This is a genomic window from Streptomyces sp. NPDC006655 (assembly GCF_040703965.1).
Lineage (GTDB): Bacteria > Actinomycetota > Actinomycetes > Streptomycetales > Streptomycetaceae > Streptomyces.
The window spans coordinates 1-3,872 of sequence record NZ_JBEYJU010000219.1; the positions used below are offsets into that span (position 1 = coordinate 1).

The following is a 3,872-nucleotide window of genomic DNA, read 5'->3' on the forward strand; positions in this document are numbered from 1 at the left end:
CTCGGCGACTGTCACTCCGGTGCGCAGGTCCACGCCGTGCTCGTCGTGGAGGGAGGAGAGCACGCGTCCGACGTCCTCGCCCACCGCGTGGGCCAGACATTTTGCTAGCCTCAGTGAACATTTTGTACGCCAATGTGCGGAGTCGACTCTTGGCTACTGTCATCCCCGTGGTGGGTAATCTGCCCACGGCCCTGACCAGCTTCGTCGGCAGACACCGCGAGGTCGCCGAGATCCGCCGCCTGCTGGGCGTGGGGCGGCTCGTGACGCTCACCGGAGCGGGCGGCGCGGGCAAGACGCGGCTGGCACTGGAGACCGCCGCGGCCTCCAGGAAAGCCTTCCCGGACGGAGTGTGGCTCGTCGACCTGGCCGCAGTGCGCGACCCGTCGGCGGTGGCCGCCGCGACCGCGGGTGCGCTGCGGGTTCCGGACAGCGGCGGCAGGCCCGCCCTCGAGCAGCTCACGGACCATCTGGCCCGGCACCGGGCACTGATCGTGCTGGACAACTGCGAGCACCTGATCGACGCGTCCGCCGCCCTGGCGATGGCGCTGCTGTCGGCCTGTCCGGAGCTGCGCATCCTGGCGACGAGCCGCCAGACGCTGGGGGTCACGGGCGAGCACGTCTTCGTCGTCCCTCCGCTGTCGATATCGGACGAGGCGGTCGAACTGCTGCAGGAGCGGGCCGCCGCCGTCTGGCCGGACTTCCGTATCACCGACGCCAACCGGGCTGAGGCCGCCCGGCTGTGCGCCGACCTCGACGGGCTGCCCCTGGCCATCGAACTGGCCGCGTCGCGGTTGCGGACGCTGACCGTCGAGCAGGTCGTGGAGCGCCTTGAGGACCGCTTCGCGCTGCTCACCGGCGGCTGCCGGACCACGCTTCCACGCCAGCGCACCTTGCGCGGGATGATCGAGTGGAGCTACGAGCTGTGCACGCCCGCCGAACAACTGCTGTGGAACCGGCTGTCGGTCTTTGCCGGTGGCTTCGGCCTGGACGCGGCCGAGTACGTCTGTGCGGGGGACGGCGTCGCGGCGCATGAGGTGCTGGACCTCCTCGACCGGCTGGTGTCCCAGTCCGTCGTAGTGACGGTGTGCGCAGGCGACGGGTCGGCCAGGTACCGGCTGCTGGAAACTCTTCGCGCGTACGGGCGGGCCCGGCTGGCCGAGTCGGGTGAGGAGCCGGGGCTGTTGCGGCGGCACCGCGATTTCTTCCTCGGCCTCGCGGAGCGCACAGCCTCCGACTGGTTCGGTCCCGGCCAGGAAGAGGCTCTGGCCCGGATGCGTGCCGAGCACGGCAATTTCCGGGCGGCACTGGAGCTCGGAACGAGGGTTCACCCAGCCGTGGCCGAGCCCGTCCCGGCAGGGCCCGCGAAGGCGGAGCAGCACCCGCCGGAGCACGGGGTCGCGGATCTTGCCGACGCACAGGAGGCGCTGCGCCTGGCCGCGGCGCTGCGCTTCCACTGGTGCTCCGACGGGTTCCTCAGCGAAGGACGCCGCCAGTTCGACCGTCTTCTCGCGGCGGCGCCCGAACCCACCCCGGTCCGGGCCCGGGCGCTGTGGGCCGCCGCCTGGGTGGCGATGCTGCAGAGAGACTTCGCGGCGGCCGACCGCTGGCTGGACGAGGCCGAGGAGCTGGGCGAACGACTCGACGACCCGTCAGTCCGGCCGTACATCCAGGGCTATCGCGGTGCGTCGGCGTCCTTCCAGGGGCGGACGGCGGAAGCCGTGCGTCTTTTCGAGGGAGCGCTGGCCGCTCACGAGGCGGCGGGCGAAGGACCGCAGGGGCTGTTCTGGCTGTTCCAACTTGCGATCGCGAAGGTCCATCTCGGGGACGCGCACGCGGCGGAGGAGGCCGGCAGGCGCGCGGTGCGGCTGGCGGAAGCATCCGGGGAGTGTCTGTACGGGTCCCACGCGAGGTGGGTGCTGGGCTACGTGCTCTGGGCACGTGGCGACACGGAGGAGGGCACGGCGCTGACACGGGCCGCGCTGGAGATCTTGCGGGGCTTCAACGACTACCCCGGGACCGCGTTTGCACTGGAAGTGTTCACCTGGATCACCGCGTCCCGAGGCGACCACGAACGGACGGCACAGCTGATGGGCGCCGTGCACGCCCTGAGCCGGGACATCGGAGTCGGCCCCATCTCCACGCTCGGCGGACACCGCGCCCGCTGCGAGGAAGCGATCCTCTCCGCGCTCGGCCCGGCCGGATACGACAAAGCCCTCGCGGAAGGCGCCCAGCACGACAGCCCGGACCGGGCCATCGCCCTCGCCCTGGACACGAGCACCGCGGCAGACACCGGGCGCAGCGCCCCGGTCACCACCGCGCCGTGCCCGCTCAGCCGCCGGGAACGGCAGGTCGCCGCGCTGGTGGCCAAGGGCATGACCAACCGGCAGATCGCCGCCCAGTTGGTGCTGTCGCCGCGCACGGTCGACAGCCACATGGACAGCATCATGACCAAGCTCGACTGCAGCCGCCGCGCCCAGGTCGCGGCCTGGTGGGCGGCGAACCACGTATCTACCCCGTAGAAATTAGGTAGAGCACCCCCGTAGAACCACCCATGTCCGCGAACGGGAACGCACCGATGCTTGCCGCATGAAGCACAGCACGCAGGGCGGGCTCGTCACAGCGCAACCTGCGAGCCGGTGCCGCTCAGACCGTCCCGAGCACCGAGAGCCTCACGCCCTCAGGCCACACGCGGATGAACGACGCCGATGGGAACACTTCTGCCCTCTTTGGATGGGAGCGCTCCCGTTCTTCTGAAGCCGGTCCGACCCGCCGGGCGGTCCGGTCACCTTCGGTTACCGGGCCCAATGGGTCGAAAGCGGTGCCCCGCACACCGTTCGCAAAATTCATCTCCTTCCTGGGTCGGCCCACCGACCACGCACAACGGAGCGCAGATCATGTCCCGAGCACATCTCATCCGCAGGATCAGCACCTCGGCCGTACTCCCGGCCACGCTCGCCTCAGCCGTCCTCGTCGCCGGAATGGGCGGCAGCCTCGCCACGGGGGCACAGCACACGACGCTCGGCGGGAACGTCCGGCTGGCGAACGCCGTGGTACCGACCGACGGCTTCAGCTACGACCTGACCGGCCTCTACGGCAACAACGCCGCCGACGCGTACAACGGCGTCATCCGCGACATCCGCGGCCGGCTGCGCAGCGGCAACCAGTACGGGAACATCGTCCGGACCGAGAGGGGCGACGACTACTTCGACGTGACGTTTGCGGTGGGCCAGAACAGCATCACTCTGGTCTTCAACGCGCGGAACCTGTACGTGACCGGCTGGCGGAACAACCGGACCGGCACGTACATCCGACTGGGCGAAGGACCGGGCAGTCTCCCGGGGCAGAACGGCGCCACGCAGAACCGGAACTGGCTCAACTACAGCGACATGGAGCAAGCCGGTCAGATCGACCGCAGCACCCAGGGCATCACCATGGGGTCCATCCAAGGCGCGGTCAGCGACGTGGCAAACGGCAACTGGCGGGACAGTGCGCGGGGCCTGCTCGTCCTCGTCCAGGCCTTCGCCGAGGGCGCCCGCTATGACTTCATCTCCTACCGGATCCAGCAGGCGATGCGCAACAGCGGCATCTGGTACTCGGGGTCCTGGGACACCGTCAGCAGCAACGGCTGGGGGGATGAGTTCCACGTGACGGGCCTGGCACTGGAAAACAGCTGGGAGCCCCTGTCGAACGCCGTCCAGGACTACACGGACCGCCACATTCCTGTGAACTTCGCGATCGGCGACGGGCGGTTCACCACCATAGCGGCGCTCGACGCCCAGATGGCCGTGTCGCTGACGAGGCTGTAGGGCAGGAGGGCTCTGCCCCCCGGTCGCGGGTTCTCCCGGCGGTCGCGGTTCTCATCACGGCGCACC

At 70.0% G+C, this 3,872-nt stretch carries 2 protein-coding genes; both read left to right on the top strand.

Going from position 1 to position 3,872, the window contains the following annotated elements; all coding sequences use genetic code 11:
• Window positions 1-167 precede the first annotated feature (167 nt).
• Window positions 168-2,519, top strand: a complete 2,352-nt coding sequence (locus tag AB0958_RS44660; protein WP_366896215.1) for a LuxR C-terminal-related transcriptional regulator — start codon at window positions 168-170, stop codon at window positions 2,517-2,519.
• A gap of 375 nt (window positions 2,520-2,894) precedes the next feature.
• Window positions 2,895-3,806 (top strand): ribosome-inactivating family protein, encoded by a 912-nt coding sequence (locus AB0958_RS44665; protein WP_366896216.1) that lies wholly within the window; start codon window positions 2,895-2,897, stop codon window positions 3,804-3,806.
• Window positions 3,807-3,872: the final 66 nt, after the last annotated feature.

Coding starts and splice junctions, on each gene's coding strand:
- AB0958_RS44665 (WP_366896216.1), top strand. CDS start 2,895: ATGTCCCGAGCACATCTCATCCGCAGGATCAGCACCTCGGCCGTACTC.